This window comes from Marinobacterium iners (assembly GCF_017310015.1).
Taxonomy (GTDB): Bacteria; Pseudomonadota; Gammaproteobacteria; order Pseudomonadales; family Balneatricaceae; genus Marinobacterium; species Marinobacterium iners.
In genome coordinates, this window is the sequence record NZ_CP022297.1 from 1,975,594 (window position 1) to 1,990,947 (window position 15,354).

Annotated in this window: 16 protein-coding genes, 2 tRNA genes and 2 riboswitches; of the genes, 3 read left to right on the forward strand and 15 right to left on the reverse strand. The window is 53.4% G+C overall.

Translation table 11 applies throughout. The features are described from left to right. Positions 1-222: 222 nt before the first annotated feature. From CFI10_RS09475 to CFI10_RS09495, 5 genes are all read right to left on the reverse strand, one after another. Positions 223-2,424, reverse strand: a complete 2,202-nt coding sequence (locus tag CFI10_RS09475) for an AAA family ATPase (protein ID WP_206841675.1) — start codon at positions 2,422-2,424, stop codon at positions 223-225. After that, positions 2,421-2,762, reverse strand: coding sequence for a hypothetical protein (locus tag CFI10_RS09480; RefSeq protein WP_206841677.1), 342 nt, complete (start codon positions 2,760-2,762; stop codon positions 2,421-2,423). The genes CFI10_RS09475 and CFI10_RS09480 overlap by 4 nt, the downstream gene beginning before the upstream one ends. Beyond that, the gene (locus CFI10_RS09485; RefSeq protein WP_206841679.1) at positions 2,759-2,938 is read right to left on the reverse strand and encodes a helix-turn-helix transcriptional regulator; all 180 of its coding nucleotides are present in this window, start codon (positions 2,936-2,938) and stop codon (positions 2,759-2,761) included. The genes CFI10_RS09480 and CFI10_RS09485 overlap by 4 nt, the downstream gene beginning before the upstream one ends. A 92-nt stretch (positions 2,939-3,030) precedes the next feature. Then, on the reverse strand, positions 3,031-3,687 hold the full coding sequence (locus tag CFI10_RS09490; protein WP_206841681.1) for a hypothetical protein: 657 nt from the start codon (positions 3,685-3,687) through the stop codon (positions 3,031-3,033). Further along, complete coding sequence (locus tag CFI10_RS09495) at positions 3,684-5,009, reverse strand: tyrosine-type recombinase/integrase (protein WP_206841683.1); 1,326 nt, start codon at positions 5,007-5,009, stop codon at positions 3,684-3,686. The genes CFI10_RS09490 and CFI10_RS09495 overlap by 4 nt, the downstream gene beginning before the upstream one ends. 443 nt (positions 5,010-5,452) lie before the next feature. Here CFI10_RS09495 and CFI10_RS09500 point away from each other — a divergent pair, with 443 nt between their 5' ends. Then, positions 5,453-5,668, forward strand: a complete 216-nt coding sequence (locus CFI10_RS09500; protein ID WP_206841686.1) for a hypothetical protein — start codon at positions 5,453-5,455, stop codon at positions 5,666-5,668. Between the two features lie 37 nt (positions 5,669-5,705). Beyond that, positions 5,706-5,790: riboswitch (glycine riboswitch) on the forward strand. Positions 5,791-5,793: 3 nt separating this feature from the next. Then, a riboswitch (glycine riboswitch) is annotated at positions 5,794-5,893 on the forward strand. A gap of 29 nt (positions 5,894-5,922) precedes the next feature. Further along, a complete protein-coding gene (locus CFI10_RS09505) occupies positions 5,923-6,540 on the forward strand; it encodes a trimeric intracellular cation channel family protein (protein WP_206841687.1) in 618 nt (205 codons plus the stop codon). 188 nt (positions 6,541-6,728) lie between these two features. On the opposite strand, the gene CFI10_RS09510 is transcribed toward CFI10_RS09505, so the two are convergent. The 9 genes from CFI10_RS09510 to mtnN all read right to left on the reverse strand — a co-directional run bounded on the left by CFI10_RS09510 (position 6,729) and on the right by mtnN (position 12,890). Beyond that, positions 6,729-6,802 (reverse strand) — tRNA-Cys (locus tag CFI10_RS09510). Positions 6,803-6,815: 13 nt separating this feature from the next. After that, positions 6,816-6,891 (reverse strand) — tRNA-Gly (locus tag CFI10_RS09515). An 89-nt stretch (positions 6,892-6,980) separates the two neighbouring features. After that, positions 6,981-7,529: a CDP-diacylglycerol--glycerol-3-phosphate 3-phosphatidyltransferase gene (gene pgsA, locus CFI10_RS09520; protein WP_091824538.1), complete on the reverse strand. Its 549-nt coding sequence runs from the start codon at positions 7,527-7,529 to the stop codon at positions 6,981-6,983. 33 nt (positions 7,530-7,562) lie between these two features. Further along, positions 7,563-9,428 (reverse strand): excinuclease ABC subunit UvrC, encoded by a 1,866-nt coding sequence (uvrC, locus tag CFI10_RS09525; RefSeq protein ID WP_206841689.1) that lies wholly within the window; start codon positions 9,426-9,428, stop codon positions 7,563-7,565. Continuing rightward, positions 9,415-9,732: an excinuclease ABC subunit C gene (locus tag CFI10_RS09530; RefSeq protein ID WP_091824061.1), complete on the reverse strand. Its 318-nt coding sequence runs from the start codon at positions 9,730-9,732 to the stop codon at positions 9,415-9,417. Before CFI10_RS09530 ends, uvrC begins: the two co-directional genes overlap by 14 nt. A gap of 71 nt (positions 9,733-9,803) precedes the next feature. After that, entirely contained in the window at positions 9,804-9,950 is a 147-nt protein-coding gene (locus tag CFI10_RS09535) for a hypothetical protein (protein ID WP_175527586.1), read from the reverse strand. A 71-nt stretch (positions 9,951-10,021) separates the two neighbouring features. After that, positions 10,022-10,894, reverse strand: coding sequence for an NAD(P)-dependent oxidoreductase (locus tag CFI10_RS09540; protein WP_091824058.1), 873 nt, complete (start codon positions 10,892-10,894; stop codon positions 10,022-10,024). A gap of 12 nt (positions 10,895-10,906) precedes the next feature. Then, complete coding sequence (locus CFI10_RS09545) at positions 10,907-12,085, reverse strand: pyridoxal-phosphate-dependent aminotransferase family protein (RefSeq protein WP_206841693.1); 1,179 nt, start codon at positions 12,083-12,085, stop codon at positions 10,907-10,909. 34 nt (positions 12,086-12,119) lie between these two features. Next, entirely contained in the window at positions 12,120-12,890 is a 771-nt protein-coding gene (gene mtnN, locus CFI10_RS09550; protein ID WP_206841696.1) for a 5'-methylthioadenosine/S-adenosylhomocysteine nucleosidase, read from the reverse strand. A gap of 414 nt (positions 12,891-13,304) precedes the next feature. Between mtnN and CFI10_RS09555 the strand changes: the two genes are divergently transcribed. After that, complete coding sequence (locus CFI10_RS09555) at positions 13,305-13,511, forward strand: cold-shock protein (RefSeq protein ID WP_091824050.1); 207 nt, start codon at positions 13,305-13,307, stop codon at positions 13,509-13,511. 134 nt (positions 13,512-13,645) lie between these two features. Here the strand turns inward: CFI10_RS09555 and CFI10_RS09560 are convergent, their stop codons facing one another. Next, on the reverse strand, positions 13,646-14,947 hold the full coding sequence (locus tag CFI10_RS09560) for a DEAD/DEAH box helicase (RefSeq protein ID WP_206841699.1): 1,302 nt from the start codon (positions 14,945-14,947) through the stop codon (positions 13,646-13,648). Positions 14,948-15,354: the final 407 nt, after the last annotated feature.

Genomic DNA, 15,354 nt, shown 5'->3' on the forward strand with positions numbered 1-15,354 from the left:
ACACACGGACGGCGCGGCGTGTCTTTTCTGTCTTATCAGACCATTCTGCCGGTATTGAATAGACCATGCCAGTTCAATCTATTCTCACAACAAACATCACCGGTTTAGGCGGGACATCGGGACACCCTATAGGGGTGTGTCCCGTCCCGTCCCGCTAAAGAGTACCGGCAGGGGGACAAATGTCCCGCTTTGTCCCGTCCTGTCCCGGTGTCCCGTTAGACTTTAGTAGTAGTGCCCCTCCCAGCATTGCAGCAGATCTTTGTCCATCAGCGTCTTACGGGCACGTTGAAACGCCTTCTTTTTGGCCTCGGTATCGCCATCGCTGATGCCGGTCTGATAGCAGCGTTGCCGCCAGTCCTCCTCGGTCACGCCGTCCATCGGCCATCCTTCTTCCTGTTCAAACTGCGTAGGGCAATGCTCCATGCAATAGTTGAACGCCTCATGCGCGACTCGGGCAGCGCCTGTCAGCGGCCTGTCTTTGGTGGCCAGGTTCACACCTTCGCTGGCCTGTTCGAGAACGGCTGTCTTGATGGGAAAATCATGCTCATCAGTCCAGCCTTCGGCAGCAGGCAGTACCACGGACTTAAAGCGGAAGCCCAGCGGCTCGAACTGTTCGCCCTCCTTCATCTTCTCGCTGGTCAGCACAATGGCATCGCCCTGTTTTTTCAGACCGATTTCAACGTCAAGTGCGGCCTTGATTGCTGATGAACCTCGGGCGCGGTTGCCATCGCTCAGGCCGGTATGATGAACCACCAGCACGGTGCAGCCATAGCGGTGCTTTATGTCATCGCACTTGGCAATGAACATGCCCATATCTTTGGCGCTGTTCTCTTCCAGACCGGCAGCAGCACGCGCCAGCGTGTCGATAATGACCAGCTTTGGCGGCTCTGGCATCGCGTCAATTTCAGTTATCAGGCCATTCAGCGAACCGGCATCCTCAAACAGCACGGCGCGACTTGATACCACCATCGGCACCCCGGTCAGATCGGCGTTGTTCTCGATGCTCCATGCTTTTGCGCGGCGGCTGATCCCGCTATGACCTTCGCCTGCAATGTAGACAACCGGCCCCTGCTTGACGGCGTTGCCGTACCAGTCCAGCCCGGTGGCCACTGATAGCGCCATGCTCAGTGTCACATAGGACTTACCGCCACCAGACTCACCAAACAGCAGCGTCAGTGTGCCGTGCTCGATAACGCCCCTTATCGTCCATTCCAGCGGCTTGGGCGCGGTGACCAGATCGCCCACGGACTGCAGCAGACGCGGCCTGTCCTGATCGGCGTGCGCATCAAACTCATCTGCGATTTGTTCCGCCTTCCACCGGTGCAGTGCATCGCCATCTTGCGCCGTCCATCCCATCAGCTCAGGGTCAAGCGCCATCTGGTCGCATAACCAGAACGCGGCGGTGTTCGCGTCCTTCACTTTTGGGTCAGTGCAGAACTTGAGCACGGCGTTGATCGGCGTCAGTCCTCGCTCTTCACCAAAGTCGCGGATGCCTTGCGGGTGGAACGTCAGATCCTCTTCAAGGTTGCGGCCCAGATCGGCAGACTCCACACGGTAGCCGCCTTGATAGGGCGTTGCTGTAGGGAACATGACCGGAACCCACGCGCTGAAATTCGCCATAGCCTTGCGCTTTACTGCAGCATGAAAGCCTTCCTCAGCGTAGTTGCCTGCAGCCGCTCCAGCGGGCGCTGTGGGCGTTGTAGACGGCTTGGGCTTGGGGTCGGCTTCAACCATAAACGGCTGTAGCGCCGTGCGGATCTCTTCGGCTGTGAAGCGGTCGCCATGATGCACAATGCGCGTCATAAACGGCTCGGTCTTTCGATGGTAAAACCCGGGCAGTCTGAGCACGCGCGGTAGGTCGGTAACTTTCGGATCTGCTCCATACGCTGCCATCTTGCGGATGAACGCTTCCTGCAGCTCGCTGAACTCTTCTTTGGTCAGGTCATCGCCATCTGTCAGCCAATAGACGTGAAACTGACCGGGTGAAGATTCAACCACGGTGGGCATCTTGTCGCCTATGCATGATGCCGCCATCACTTCGGCAATGTCGTTAGTCTGGTCGAGATCGGTATAGACGCCACGGATACGTATGATGTTGTCAGCCGTGCGGCCTTTCAGGTCGGTGCTGTTCACGGTAACGAACACACCGGCACCTCCTCCGTTCAACCGGGTCAGATCCTTGGCATGATCCTGCAGGAAGCCATGAAACAGTTTTGCATAGGGGTCATATGCCTTGCGGCCCTGATCCCTGCATTGCGCCCTGAATGCCTTTAGGCGTTCCTTGTCATCGTCAAATGTTTGGAACGTGAACTGATCGAACGGATCCAGCAGCTCGATGAACGCCTGAGCCTGGTCGAGATCGGGCTGCAGATCGGGAACAACGGTGTTACCGGCCACGGTCAGCGGTTGATTGAGTGCCGTCATACTTCGCCCTCCACGCACTTGGCCAGAAACAAGCCAACACGGTGGCCGGTGGTTTCGATCAATACATGATCCTTGGAAACCATGAATTCAATCGCTTCACGGGCGTCATGCGCGGTGTAACCGGCCTTTTGGAAACGCCGGATAACCTCATCCATGTAGAGATAACAGCCATCATGGAAGCTCTTATTCAGCATCAGCCAAAGCATGCGGCGCTTTGTACTTTGCACGGCTGTCATGCCTGACTGTGGTTTGAACATGGGAGCGCGTGCTACAATTCCGGTATCCGCTTTATTCTCTTGGGCCTCGGTTGCAGCCGGGGCTTTTTTGTTTGTTTTCATGCGCCTACGACCTCCTTCTCTTCCCATTTCTCGAGATCGTCGGAGCTCCAGCGAGTTGAGCCGTTAATCTTGAACGGCTTCGGTAGGTGGCCCTCACGTACCCAGCGCCAGATCGTTGCGCGGCTTACGTCGTAGCGGGTTGCGAGGGTTTTGTCGGAATAGTATTGCTTGGGCATGGGTGCCGCCTCTTGAGCTTGATTAAGACAGCACCAATGATGTTTTTAACCCATTGTTTTTGGAGGGGAATTATTGAAAGGCTTTTTTTCTTCTAGCGCCTTTCTCCGGTTAGATCGCTCCCGACTTCCGGCCACTTTGCAGCGGCATCGCGCCAGAATTGAGCGGAACCTTCTGCCTCCCTCTCTTCTGTGTGCTTTTCCCACCGGCTGAAATACTCACTCTCGAGCCCCGGCTTCCGCATATCGTCGACATATTCCTTCTCGAGCGTCGATGCCTTAAACGGCTTGAGCATTTTGTATATGCCAGCGACTTGAAAAGCGGCCTTCTTGGATGCCGCCTTCAATGTGCAGCCAGCGAAAATAAGATTCGCCATCACACGGAAGGCATACAGCTTGGCTGATTCGCGCATAATCTTTTCGGGTGTGCCTGATAGCGCCCCATTCACTCGAGCGAGCGCCACCTCGGAAATGACTTGCTGCAGTGTCGGACTGATCTGAATCCCCGACTCAAAACAAACAGCGACGGCATAGTCGACATAATGCGGGTTGCGGGTCTTGCGCCACTTGCAAGCATAGTCGACCACTATCTGTGCCACTTCAAAGGGAGCCAGAAACGTTAACTCGAGACTGAGCCGGTCATACAGTTGGGTGTCAGGGTCAGCCATCCCCAGCTCTTCGGCTACTCGCTCACAATGCGCCAGCCTTTCGGCGTGAAGCACATAGTCGGGGTTGTCATTGAGCTCTTTCATCCCTGCACCTCCTTGGCAACGTAGTCTGCCCAGTCCTGCATGATCGGACGGCGCTCTTCCAGAACCTCACCTCGAGCATAGGCGGCGCGTGTGCCGGTACTGTTGACGTGTGCGAGGGCGATTTCGGTATGGTCGTCATCATACGGTCGGTGGTTATACGTGCCCGGGCTTCGGCTCCAGTCTTTGAACGTCGAGCGGAAACCATGCGCGGTGACGTCGTACCCGAGCTTTTTCGGAACCTTGCTTACCATCACGTCGGACAGGATGCCGTGCTTCCCGGTACTCGGGAAAACGTGCTCATCAGTGCGAGGGATTGAGCGCAGCAGCTCGACCGCCTGGTCGGGCAATGGTATCGAATGAGCGAGGCCGGTTTTCATACGCCCTTCAGGAATGCGCCAGACAGCGCCCTCGAGGTCGATCTCGTCCCAACGTGCCCCACGCACCTCTCCAGACCGAGCAGCCGTCAGAATGAGCAATTGCAGCGCCTTAGCGCCTAACCCTTCGGCATCCTGCAGCTTGCCCCAAAACGTCGGCATATCGGCCACCGGCAGTGCCTTGAGGTGCTGTACCTTTTGCACCTTGCGGACGGCCTTCTTCTCGGTCAGTCGGGAATTGTCCAGCCGTGCCGGGTCTGCAGGGTTATCGCCGGTCATCAGCTCTTCAGCAATAGCGAGGTCGAAAATTCGTTTGACGTGAATGCGGACGCGGCTTGCGGTTTCATGCTTCGACAACCAGATCGGCTCGAGCATCGCCACGACTTCGCCGGTCGTGATTGAACCGACGGGCTTTTTGCCAATGAACGGGAAAGCGTAGGTACTGAGCTGGTACTCGAGGCGGCGCTTTTGACCAGCTCGGGAGCTCTCTTTATACCCTTCGACCTTCTTGAGTATATAGACACGCGCCAGCTCAGCGAACGTAACGGCCTTGGCTTGCTCTTCTACCAACTTGGCCCGGTTAGCCTGCCGAGCAGCCACCGGATCGCCGCCCTTGAGGATCTGCTCTTTCAACGCTCGAGCCTTCTCTCGAGCCATGCTCAGAGTAACATCAGGATAACCCCCGAGTCCTATGTCGCGACGCTTACTCCCGACAGTGGTTCTCAGAATCCACGACCGTGCCCCGACGGTGTTACCCGGTTGCGGTGGGCGGCATTGTAAATAAAGCCCACTCACTCCACCGACGGCGTGATAGGCTACACGAGGTTCACCTATATTGCGTTTACGACTGCGGCCTGAGCCGTCGCCCGTATCGACTGAGCCCTTCACAAAGCCATGTTTTAAGCGGCGGACTTGAACGTCTGATAGCTCTTCGACTTTTCTAGGCATGATCCCTTTCCCATCCTCTTACCCATCAAAAACAAAGTAATTAGATGATAGGCCATGCTCAGAAATGATACAACGGGAATCTGTAACTGTACTGATTCAGAAGGGATTTTTTGTCTCATGCTGGCGCATCAAATAGCGTAGCGCCGCCGGTTCGGGGCACCAGTCAGTCTGTAAAGAAACCCTTTAAACAACACTTGGATTCTAAAAACAAACTCCCTTTTGATAGTTTTTGCACATAATCACGCCCGTTATATTGCCACCAAGATATCCATGCAAGATCCTAATCTGTACTCCCGAATAAGGCTTGCAGGTGACCTATGGCCTATATACAATCGATATTCGTAGTTTTATTTGCTGCACACCACCTGGATACAACACCTTCTTTATTATCTGTACTGGATGTACACCTAACGTGATACTGACTTGTCAGGAACTATATTGGTATGAGTGAAACCGAACTGCCTGCCTATTTAATGAACCTGGAGCCTGAACAACTGGAACAGGTTCGCAAAATGCTCGTACAGCGTATTGAAGATCAGCAGCAACAGAAACTCAAACAACGCTCCCTCCCCCCCGCCTTTCATGATCTCGATGCCCTTGCAGCCAATACCGGACTGGACTTGTCCAGCTTGATGCGCGACATCAAACGCCGCAGCTGATTTGGACGGTTGCCTTATTTCCTGCACAAGCTATAATCGCCGCTTCGCAGGAGAGAGGGCTCACGCCCCGCCGAAGGCGCAAACTCCCATAATCGCTCAGGCTCAGGTACTGCGACCACACACATATTACGTCGACTGGAGAGCGGTCAGCCAGAACTGACCCACCGAAGGGGCAACACGCCGAAAGCGTGCAAACTCTCAGGTAACCCGGACAGAGGGAGAGGCGGATAAACACCCTAACGGGAGGTTTACACGTGCTCACCTACATCTACATTCTCGCCATTACCGCAGAAGCCATGTCTGGCGCACTTGCTGCCGGCCGTCGCAATATGGATATGTTTGGCGTAAGTGTTATCGCCTTCATCACCGCCCTGGGCGGTGGCACCATTCGCGATATGCTACTGGGACACTTTCCTGTTTCCTGGACACAGCACCCCGAGTACATCTACCTGACTGTCTCAGCCGGACTGATCACCATGCTGATTGCCCGCTTCATGCATCATTTGCACAAGATCTTCCTGCTGCTGGACGCCATGGGCCTTATTGCATTCACCATCATTGGCTGCAATGTAGCCCTTGAGCTCGGCTACAGTACACCCATAGTTGTTATGGCAGGCATGATAACGGGCATTTTTGGGGGCATTCTGCGCGATGTTCTGTGTCAGCGAGTACCTGTAGTTTTTCGACACGAACTCTATGCAAGCATCTCTTTGCTGGTTGCATTGCTTTATCTCCAGCTGGAGCAGATGGGATTAAATCATGATCTCAATCTAATACTGTCGTTTGCCACCGGCATCATGATGCGTGTAGCCGCCATATACTGGCACTGGTCGTTGCCTGTATTCAGCTACGCCCCTGGACGCTGGAAATAAATGCCTGAGGGCAGGCGTACGCCTGCCCGTTTAAACCAAGGCGGAGCAGACAGAATCGATAAGCCGAAAAAGAGAGTAATTGATTAGATATAGAGCTGTGCAGAATATTGACAGCATTAACAACGAAGAGGGGAAGTTTTTTGTATGGTTCCATTCCTCTCAGGTGTCAAAAAATCACCTGAGAGGAATGGAGGCTGGAGTCGGAATCGAACCGGCGTACACGGAGTTGCAGTCCGCTGCATGACCACTCTGCCATCCAGCCATACCGTTGAGATTGGAGCGGGAAACGAGACTCGAACTCGCGACCCCGACCTTGGCAAGGTCGTGCTCTACCAACTGAGCTATTCCCGCGCCTCAACAGTGGTGCGTATTATAGAGAGATCCCGCGGGGTGTCAACCATAATACTGAAAAAAAATTGCTTAAATATTAACCACTTACTTCAGATATCATCACTCAGATGAGGCCATGCCGCGTGCAGGTAGAGCACCATTGACCATAGTGTCAGCGCCGCAGCACCATACAGCGCAACAATTCCCAACCAGGAAAGCGGACTATACAGCGGCATTGCTATCAAGATGAGAATCGAGACCATCTGCAGTGTTGTCTTGATTTTTCCAATATTTGATACTGCCACACTGGCACGCTCGCCGAGTTCAGCCATCCATTCGCGCAGAGCCGAAATAACAATTTCTCGCCCTATAATGACAATTGCAGGAATAGTGACCAAAGGAGAAGCGAATACCTCAACCAGCACTACAAGTGCGGCAGCCACCATCAATTTATCTGCCACAGGATCAAGAAAAGCCCCAAAGGGGGAAGCCTGATCAAGCTTCCGAGCCAAATAGCCATCAAACCAGTCAGTAATCGCGGCCAGGCCAAAAATGGCGGATGCAGCCCAAGGTGACCACGCATATGGCAGGTAATAAACCAGTATGAAAACTGGAATCAGGACGATGCGAAGCAGCGTCAGTAGGTTGGGTAGTTTTATCGTATACAAATGAGTGTCCCGTTACTTCCTGCTTCAACTTTCGGGGTGGAGTGCGGCATAAATTTCCTGTGCCAACGTCCGGCTTATAGTAGAGACTTTTGCGATTTCTTCAACACTGGCCCGCTCGACCTCTTTGACACCACCAAAATGCTTCAGCAGTTCGCGTCTGCGCTTGGGGCCTACTCCAGATATTCCTTCCAAGGTTGATTTGCGGCGCGCTTTGCCGCGCCTCGCCCGATGCCCTGTAATGGCAAACCGGTGCGATTCATCACGAATATGTTGCAATAGATGCAAAGCGGGCGAATCCGATGCAAGCACAGTCTCTTCCCCGCTATCACCACGAATCAACACTTCAAAGCCCGCTTTCCGAGTCGGCCCCTTCGCCACTCCTACGACCAGTACGTCGTTGATTTGCAGCTCTTCCATAACCATCACTGCCTGTGCAACCTGCCCTTTTCCACCATCAATGATCAACAGATCCGGCAACACCCCCTCCCCCTTGCGCACTCGTGTATACCGACGACTGAGGGCCTGATGCATGGCGGCATAGTCATCCCCGCCTGTTATATCTTCAATATTAAAACGCCGATAGTCCGACTTCTTCGGCCCCTCTCGGTCAAAGACAACACAGGAGGCTACTGTTGCCTCGCCTGAACTGTGACTGATATCAAAGCATTCAAGGCGTTGCGGGATTGAGTCCAGCCCCAGTGCATCCTGCAGTGCCAAATAGCGATTATAGATATTCTGCTTACTGGCCAGATGACTGCCCAGCTGCTGCTCCGCGTTGGTTTGGGCCAGACGCTGCCAACCAGCGCGATCCCCCCTCACGCGCGACATGATGGCCATCTTGCGTCCGCGCCGCTGCTCCAGGGCCTGCTGAATACACTCCTGATCAGGTAGCTCAACGGAAACAATCACGGCTGCAGGAATCTCACGTGGACCGCTTAAATAAAACTGAGCGATAAAAGCAGACAATACTTCCGCTGGCGTATCCTCAATCGACACCCGAGGATGATAAACCTTGCTGCCGATGACGCGCCCACCACGCACAAACAGTGCATGAACACAGACACCACCAGGCTGAACTGCACACCCCAGCACATCGGCATCACCACTTTGCCCACTGACAAACTGCTGCTCCTGTACCTGCTGCAATGCACTGATCTGGTCACGCAGACTGGCGGCACGCTCAAATTCAAGACGGGCGGCGGCATCCTCCATTTCCTGCGCCAGTGTCTGCATCAATTCCTGGCTACGCCCCTGCAGGAACTGCATGGCGTGATTGAGGTCCTGACGATAGGCATCCTCACTGATCAGGCCGACACAGGGTGCCGTACAGCGCCTGATCTGATACTGCAGACAGGGGCGAGAGCGATTTCGAAAGAAACTGTCTTCACACTGGCGAATCCGAAACACCTTCTGCAGCAGATTGAGACTCTCTTTCACTGCACCGGAACTGGGATAGGGGCCAAAATAGCGCCCATTTTTACGCCTTGCCCCCCGCTGAAAAGTGATGGCCGGGAAAGTATCGCGGTCACTGACAAAGATATAGGGATAGGATTTATCGTCGCGCAGCAAAATATTGTAGGGAGGACGCTGCTGCTTGATCAGGTTTTGCTCCAGCAACAGAGCTTCCGTCTCACTGCCGGTGACAGTGACCTCAATACGGCAGATACGAGCAACCAGTGCCTGAGTCTTTGTACTCAGCCCACTGGAGCGAAAATAGCTGCTGACCCGGCTCTTGAGATTTTTAGCTTTACCAACGTAAAGAATTTTTCCGCCGGCATCATACATCTGATACACACCGGGCCGCTGGGTTAATCGGCGCAGGAATGCCTTGCTGTCAAACCCGACAGCGCTATCGGTAGCCGGGTCTTGTTGCTCTTCAGCTAACTTCATTCAGGTTTTTGTTGGCATCCATATGCAGGTGGGTGGCCTCGCGATGAATGGCTTCAAGCTGCTCACGGGTTGCATCCAGAATACCCGCGCCCCGGGAGAGCGACACCTCAAGATAGACACCGATTTCAGCATAGTAATACAGACGCGCATCAAAACTACGTGCCCGCTTCAACTTACTGAGAGAGATCTGCGCACCATTCACCAGAATGGTGTTGATGTCGTTGTCAGACAGTAGAGGATGGCGCTCACGCTCACTCGGCTGCGCAACCGAGGCTGCATGACGCCGACTATTGATGGTTGTCATCTGATCCCTCCTTGTCGGGTAGAGGCCTGATTCACCTCCGGAAAATCAGGCGACCAAGGCCGCCAAATTTATTACTTCTTTTGCTGTGCTCGGGCAGCATCCTTGGCAATTTCTCGCTTCAGAAAGCGCACACCAAGAAACGTCATTACCAGCATCGCCGCCACAATCGCAATACTCGGTGCGAATGAAATCATGCTGTATTTATCGATATTCAACATAGAAACTGCTCCTCAATCATTGTAATAATTCTGTTCGCACCGCTGGGCGAAAGAACGGCATTATCTGCAGTTCAGCCCCCTTTCTCAAGCCTTTTGAGCAGACTTGATGTATCCAGTCGACCATTACCCTCGGCCTGCAAATCAGCATAAAACTGGTCAACAAGCGCCGTAACCGGGAGACGCGCACCATTACGCCGGGCTTCTTCAAGCGCAATTCGAAGATCCTTGCGCATCCAATCCACAGCGAACCCGAAGTCATAACGATCATCCAGCATGCTTTGATGACGGTTTGCCATCTGCCATGACCCTGCGGCTCCGTGCTGAATTACATCAAAAACAGCCTCCCCCTCAAGCCCCGCACGCTTGACGAAGTGCACAGCTTCAGCCAAACCCTGAACCAGCCCGGCAATACAGATCTGATTGACCATTTTGGCAAGTTGACCGCTGCCGGCCTCACCCAGCAAACGATGAGACTTGGCATACGCATCAAGCAGAGGCGAAACCCGGCCGTAATCAGCCTCCACCCCGCCAATCATGATACTCAGTACACCGTTTTCGGCTCCGGCTTGACCACCCGAAACAGGAGCGTCAAGAAAGCCACAACCCTGCTCTTTAGCCTGTAAATCCAACTCCCGCGCCACTTCAGCAGAAGCCGTGGTGTGATCTATCAGCACAGAACCTGGTGAAAGCGTTTTCAAAACACCTTCCGCTCCGGTAGTCACCTGACGCAAGTCGTCATCGTTACCCACGCAGGTAAAGACGAATTCGGCACCCTCTGCAGCAGCAGCCGGTGTCGCGGCAGAACGGCCGGAATAGGTAGCACACCAGTGCTCGGCCTTGCTGCGGGTACGGTTATAGACACACACATCATGCCCGGCGCGCGCCAAATGACCTGCCATCGGAAAACCCATGACACCCAAGCCGATAAAAGCGATTTTAGCCATGATATATTCTCCTTACTCGGCGTAAGCAGCCGATACAGCCTGTGCAGCCACACCCGCATGAATATCAGCACCCAGTTCAAGCAGCGTATTTTCGAGCGCATCTATGCATACCATAACGTGACGCCGCGTGCATGAGCTGCCCATAAGACCGATACGCCATACCTTACCCGCCAGAACCCCGAGGCCCGCACCGATTTCAAGCCCATAACGCTCCAGCAAAAGTGAACGTACACGGGCTTCATCAACTCCAGTCGGCACTGCAACCGAATTCAGCTGAGGCAAACGCACTGACGCATCAACAGTAAAATGAAGCCCCATCGTCTCAAGCCCAGCCCGCAAGGCCTGATGATGGTACTGATGACGCTCCCAAGCCTGCTTGATACCCTCTTCCTGCAGCATGACCAACGACTCATGCAAACCGTACAGCGCATTAACTGGCGCCGTGTGATGGTAGGCGCGTTTCTGCCCTCCACCCCAGTATCCCATCACCAACTTCTTATCAAGGAACCAGCTGGGGACACGACTCTCTCGCTGCCGCACCTTTTCGAGCGCGCGCTCACTGAAACTGACGGGAGAAATTCCGGGCGGGGCCGACAGGCACTTTTGAGTGCCTGAATAGATGGCATCTATCCCCCAGAGGTCAACCTCAAGCTCTATCCCACCCAGAGAGGTGACTGCATCAACAATGGTCAAACAGCCATAGTCACGCGCCAAGCGACACAAAGCCTCTGCATCGGAACGAACACCGGTTGAGGTTTCTGCATGAACGAAGGCCAGCAGTTTGATGTCGTCATGCTGCTCCATCAGCGCCCTGACCTTATCCAGGCTGACCGCTGTGCCCCATTCATCTTCAACCATCAGAGCGATGCCACCGAAGCGTTCAACGTTTTCTTTCATGCGCCCGCCGAACACACCGTTTTGGCAGACGATCACCTTGTCACCCGGCTCAACCAGGTTAACAAAGCACGCTTCCATCCCCGCCGAGCCCGGTGCTGAAACAGGCATGGTCAATTCGTTGTTGGTGCGCAGGGCAAACTGCAACAGCTGCTTGATTTCATCCATCATGCCAATAAAGGCAGGATCAAGATGCCCAATAGTTGGGCGAGCCATGGCCGCAAGCACACGCGGGCTAACATCAGAAGGCCCTGGTCCCATAAGAGTTCGCAGCGGGGGATGGAAAGAATTGATCATGTCAATTTCCTTAAATAACAATTATTTATGATTATTACTTTGCGTTGTTTGTAGCCCTTGCGGCGATCCGTTTCACAATGGCAATTACCATCTCGGCTGAATGTTGTGCCGCCTTATCAAGAAACTGCTCAAATGAAAGATTCGACTCCTTGCCTGCAATATCCGAAAGCGCACGGATAACGATAAAAGGCGTACCGAATTGATGACAGGTTTGGGCGATGGCAGCAGCTTCCATCTCGACCGCCTTCATGGACGGAAACAGAACCCTAGTGCTCGCCACACGCGACGGACAGTTCATAAAACTATCACCGGTTGCAATAAGCCCTCGAACCGTATTGACATGAGGCATCTGTGCAATGCACTCCTCTGCCATTCTCGCCAGCAAGGGGTCGGCCGTGAACGCTGCGGGCAGCCCGGGCACCTGACCAGGCTCATAACCAAATACCGTTACATCCACATCATGATGACGAACCTCATCCGAAATCACGACATCGCCTACATTGAGCGCAGCATCAAACCCGCCGGCCGATCCGGTGTTAATGACACAATCTGGCTCAAACTGCTGCAACAGCAAGGTTGTACCTATCGCGGCATTGACCTTACCGATACCGGACTTGAGTAACACCACCTCAACGCCATCAAGCGCTCCAGTATAAAAGGGATAACCAGCCACCATGTGGGTGCCGACACCCTGCAGGGAGTTTTTGAGTAATTCGATCTCTTGATCCATTGCACCAATAAGAGCAATGCGCGGGGGACGAGTCAGGTTTTCAAGTGCTTCAGCAAAGGAGGGCTTCATTGTCATTGAGATAGCGCTTCAGGGTTCGATATGGCGGAAAAAACTCATGCTACCACGACAGGTTCAATTCGCAATTTAGAACCGCACAAAACGCATGACTCCAGCCCTATTCAACCCTGAATCACACACTCGCCATAAAGAATAAAATTAAGTACACAATACGTATTGTGTACTTAATTCACATACACAAGCTATGATTTATTTTAACAACACCCGTAATATTTGATTGACAAGGCGAGGCAACCGTATAGAATGATTTTCAGCTTGAAAGTAACGCATATATTTACGTACGACCATTTCGAAGTCCTGCCTTGTAGTTAGTACTCGTCCTGAGATTCATAAGTAGATAGCAACTTTTAGAGCAAACCGCCTCGACACAGTCTTGGCAAAAAAATATTTTGAAATTTAGGATAGATCATCATGTCTACTACTACCGGCACCGTTAAGTGGTTCAACGAAACTAAAGGCTTTGGCTTCATCGAGCAGGAATCCGGTCCGGACGTCTTTGCTCACTTCAGCGCTATCCAGGGTTCAGGCTTCAAAACCCTGCACGAAGGCCAGAAGGTTGAGTTCAAGGTCACTCAGGGCCAGAAAGGTCCTCAGGCTGAGAACATCGTTCCGCTGTAAGCTTGCTCTTACTGCCGAATCTAAAAAAAGCGACCACGAGTCGCTTTTTTTGTGCCTGATTTTTGTATCAAAATATTCAGCAGCTTGCGCAGACAGGACGCCCCGACAAACCGAGGCACCCCCTCCCTCAATTGTTAACCCGCAGCGGCAACCGCTCGGGGGCGGCGAGCACGACGACGAGCATGCGCGCTGCCAGCCGGCTTCTGACCATCCTTGTGCTCTACCTTGGGCTTGCGGGCGCCCCGCTTCTGCTCACCGCCACGCTTTGACGCAGGCACTCGAGTACCCGCAGGCGGCAATGGATGCACAGGCTCAAAGCCTTCAACCTCCTGACGCTCGATCGTCTGCCGCGTCAAACGCTCAATACCGAACAAAAGATCAGCCTCATCGGCACACACCAGCGAAACAGCCTGCCCTGTTGCACCGGCACGACCAGTACGACCTATGCGATGCACATAATCTTCGGCCACATTTGGCAGCTCGAAGTTAACTACCTGCGGCAGCTGGTCGATATCCAGCCCGCGAGCCGCGATATCAGTTGCGACCAGCACCTCTACCGCGCCGGATTTGAAGTCAGCCAGCGCCTTGGTGCGTGCACCCTGGCTTTTGTTGCCATGAATGGCGGCCGACTTGACACCAGCATCATCCAGAAACTTGGCCAGCTTGTTGGCACCATGCTTGGTTTTTGTAAACACCAGCACCTGCTTCCAGCCATGCTGGCGAATCAATTCAAGCAACAGATCCGGTTTTCGCTTCTTATCAACCGGACTCAACCACTGCCTGACTGTATCCGCCGTACTGTTACCGGGACTAACCGACACCTCAACCGGATCATTCACAATACCCTTGGCCAGCTTGCGAATCGGGTCAGAAAACGTGGCCGAAAACATCAGGTTCTGACGTCGAGCCGGCAGCAGCGCCATGATCTTGCGAATATCATTGATAAAACCCATATCCAGCATACGGTCGGCTTCATCCAACACCAGAATTTCCAGATGATTGAAGCGGATGGCATTTTGCTGATACAGATCCAGCAGACGCCCTGGCGTCGCGACCAATACATCCACTCCGCCGCGCAGCTTTTGCATCTGCGGGTTGATCTTCACACCACCAAACACCACAGCAGAGCGCAGCTTCAGATTACGCCCATAGGTAGCAACGCTTTCGCCCACCTGAGCAGCCAGTTCACGGGTTGGTGTCAATACCAGAGCCCGTGCCTGATTGGCACCCGCAGGCTTTCCGCCTACCAGACGCTCCAGCATCGGCAGCGTAAATCCGGCTGTTTTACCCGTACCGGTTTGGGCGGCCGCCATTACATCACGACCTGCCAGCACAGCAGGAATCGCCTGCAACTGGATGGGGGAAGGGGTGTCGTAGCCCTGATCAGCTACCGCTTTCAGCAACGGAGCTGACAGCCCCAGAGAAGCAAAACTCATGCAACATTAGTCTCTTGAAGTACAACAGGGATAGCCGACAAGCCGGAATAGCGTGACGGCGATATGAGGTGTAACAGGTATAATTGAAAAATCACTGCGCACTAGCTTACCCTAGATGCCGCTCAACAGCCATCTGAATCTCAACCACCCCTGCCAGCAACCAACAGCTCTGCTATCATAGCACTAACAACATCATACCCGGCATCGCATCCATACCTTATGCATTACTGGAGATGATATCCCTAATTAATTGTTCAAAAAGGTTTTTTAATGAACGTCGAGAGCTTCAATTTTTATAATTAAAAATGATCGTTCAGAAACAATAGGTTAACTAAATATTAAATCTAATCATCGGGATTAGTCACAGTAATGGTAGCAGTTATGATTCTGCTACATGATTTTTTCTC

What these genes read in the sequence shown, in the direction of transcription:
- CFI10_RS09540 (WP_091824058.1), bottom strand. Translation starts at nt 10,894, where the DNA reads ATGGCTAAAATCGCTTTTATCGGCTTGGGTGTCATGGGTTTTCCGATG.
- CFI10_RS09475 (WP_206841675.1), bottom strand. Translation starts at nt 2,424, where the DNA reads ATGACGGCACTCAATCAACCGCTGACCGTGGCCGGTAACACCGTTGTT.
- CFI10_RS09485 (WP_206841679.1), bottom strand. Translation starts at nt 2,938, where the DNA reads ATGCCCAAGCAATACTATTCCGACAAAACCCTCGCAACCCGCTACGAC.
- CFI10_RS09545 (WP_206841693.1), bottom strand. Translation starts at nt 12,085, where the DNA reads ATGATCAATTCTTTCCATCCCCCGCTGCGAACTCTTATGGGACCAGGG.
- CFI10_RS09480 (WP_206841677.1), bottom strand. Translation starts at nt 2,762, where the DNA reads ATGAAAACAAACAAAAAAGCCCCGGCTGCAACCGAGGCCCAAGAGAAT.
- CFI10_RS09490 (WP_206841681.1), bottom strand. Translation starts at nt 3,687, where the DNA reads ATGAAAGAGCTCAATGACAACCCCGACTATGTGCTTCACGCCGAAAGG.
- CFI10_RS09500 (WP_206841686.1), top strand. Translation starts at nt 5,453, where the DNA reads ATGAGTGAAACCGAACTGCCTGCCTATTTAATGAACCTGGAGCCTGAA.
- CFI10_RS09555 (WP_091824050.1), top strand. Translation starts at nt 13,305, where the DNA reads ATGTCTACTACTACCGGCACCGTTAAGTGGTTCAACGAAACTAAAGGC.
- uvrC (WP_206841689.1), bottom strand. Translation starts at nt 9,428, where the DNA reads ATGAAGTTAGCTGAAGAGCAACAAGACCCGGCTACCGATAGCGCTGTC.
- CFI10_RS09535 (WP_175527586.1), bottom strand. Translation starts at nt 9,950, where the DNA reads ATGTTGAATATCGATAAATACAGCATGATTTCATTCGCACCGAGTATT.
- CFI10_RS09530 (WP_091824061.1), bottom strand. Translation starts at nt 9,732, where the DNA reads ATGACAACCATCAATAGTCGGCGTCATGCAGCCTCGGTTGCGCAGCCG.
- CFI10_RS09560 (WP_206841699.1), bottom strand. Translation starts at nt 14,947, where the DNA reads ATGAGTTTTGCTTCTCTGGGGCTGTCAGCTCCGTTGCTGAAAGCGGTA.
- CFI10_RS09495 (WP_206841683.1), bottom strand. Translation starts at nt 5,009, where the DNA reads ATGCCTAGAAAAGTCGAAGAGCTATCAGACGTTCAAGTCCGCCGCTTA.
- mtnN (WP_206841696.1), bottom strand. Translation starts at nt 12,890, where the DNA reads ATGACAATGAAGCCCTCCTTTGCTGAAGCACTTGAAAACCTGACTCGT.